We start from the raw sequence: 1,955 nt of genomic DNA, 5'->3' as shown, positions 1-1,955 counted from the left end.
GACCCCCGAAGGTGCACAGTCCTATGCGGTCATAAGATCGGTCACGGATACCTGTGTCAAGAACGGACAGAACGTTTTGGGTGCATTTAAAACTATCGCTAACTTACTACCTGAATAGTTACAGATTTAGATGGCAATCAGCATTTCCTAATAAAGTTAGAATTGAAGATTATTATCCAGATTATGCGATAGGCTTTCGTTATAAGTGTGAGTCCAGAGCCATCGGGACCAATAAAGTCAGTGAAAGGATTGATTTTGAAGCCAATTTGCGGCCGCAATAATCCCTGCTAGACAACAGGGTCTGTCCATTGCGTTCTCTTCAGGCAGGGTATTTCTATTGTACGATCAAGCTATTACCATGTAAGCATCCGAGCAACTACACCTTGGTCTGATATCCGGGCAGTAGTTCTTCAAGTTTTTGTATGCTGTGTTCCGGGATTCTTTTCAGGGTATCCTCGAGCCATTCCCTGGGGTTGATACCCCGCATTTTGCAGCTCCCGAAAAACGCATACAGTATGGCGGCATTTTGCGCCGCACCGTGCGATCCGCAGAAGAGGTAGTTCTTCCGGCCGATGGCCATGGGACGGATGGCGTTCTCGATCAGGTTGTTGTCGAGTTCGATACGCCCGTCGCCGAAAATTGCCTCGAGCTTGGGGTATTGGCCCAAGAAATAGGCCATGGCCTTGCCGATAGGGCTTTTGGGCAGTACCTTGAACTGTTCGGCCCCGATCCACGTTTTGATCTGTACCAAGAGCGGCTTGATCTTCTGGTCCCTTAGCACCTTCCTTTTCCCAAAATCGTCCGGTGCCTCTTCTTTGATGGCCCTTTCCGCCATATACATTTTTTTAAAAAGCCCCAAAGCCAGCTGTGCCCGTTTTTTATCACTGTCGAGCGCATCATGGAACTTGCGCCTGGCATGTACCAGGCATCCGGCAAGGGTGATTTTGGGATCCGCCCCTATTTTGTCATATACGGTATAGCCGTCGCACTGCAGATATCCGCTATAACCCGCAAGCAGTTCCTTTGGGCCGTTCTGCCCACGCCCCTTTCGGTAGTTGAAGAGCACGAGTTTTTGAACGGGATCGTGATAGACCCATTGATATCCTTGGTGCGCACTTCCTTTTTTGTCACTGTCCAATACCTTGATCGGACTTTCATCGGCCTGGATATAATCGGACCTAAGTATTTTTTGTTTCAGGGCATTGTAGAGCGGTTCCAGCAGCTGGCAACAGCCTGCCATCCAACCGCAGATGGTACTTTGGGCGGGCTCCCACCCGAAATCCCTTTTGAACATCCGGATCTGGCGGTAGAACGGGAGATGGTCGATATATTTGGCCGTTAGGATATGCGCCAACAGGCAGGCCTCGACGATGGCCTTGTCGATCGGGCGCGTCGGGAGCGGTGCTATAAGGACGCCATCGCCGTCCGCCTTGGCGTATTTGGGGCGGATGGTTCTTCTCTTGACAAGGCTTGCCGGGGTGTATTCCAGGGTCTCGCTGATCTCTTCCCCGATTTTCTTCAGGCCCGTAACATCTTCTTCGGGCTCGATGACCACCTCCCTGACCGGCAGGTGTTCGGGCAGCGCGTTGCGGCCCTTGTGGGCCTTCTTCTTCCTGGAATAGCTGATGTGCTCTTCGGCGGGCTCTTCTTGTGGGACGGACTCCTCTGGAACAGCGAAAAGGGTGGGCTGGCCCGGCAGGGGCGGGGAACTGGAAAAACGCTCGGACCTGAAGCCGTTTATGAGCTTCAACAACTGCCCGAGCTGCTGCTCCAAACTGGCGATCTTCTCTTTTTGCCGCTGGTTCTCGACCTGTAGTTCCTCTATCGTCACATAGTAAAAAACCACACCTTCTTAGAAGGTGGCTTTGGCTAGCCCCCATAGGGGGCGTCCCGGGCAAGTCCTAAAAATCGAATCTTTGCTGATGATCCTCGACTTTCTTCTCCTCACTCTCCTG

The 1,955-nt window shown here is 52.0% G+C and carries 1 protein-coding gene; it reads right to left on the bottom strand.

Annotation, left to right across the window (positions count from 1 at the left end; genetic code table 11):
- Nucleotides 1-376 precede the first annotated feature (376 nt).
- On the bottom strand, nucleotides 377-1,831 hold the full coding sequence (gene tnpC, locus ACKWCC_RS19155) for an IS66 family transposase (protein ID WP_413997580.1): 1,455 nt from the start codon (nucleotides 1,829-1,831) through the stop codon (nucleotides 377-379).
- Nucleotides 1,832-1,955: the final 124 nt, after the last annotated feature.

The organism is Maribacter aquimarinus (genome assembly GCF_047345505.1).
In the GTDB taxonomy this organism is placed as follows: Bacteria; Bacteroidota; Bacteroidia; order Flavobacteriales; family Flavobacteriaceae; genus Maribacter.
Note: the sequence above shows the minus strand (reverse complement) of the source record. Positions and strands in the feature narration are given on the sequence as shown.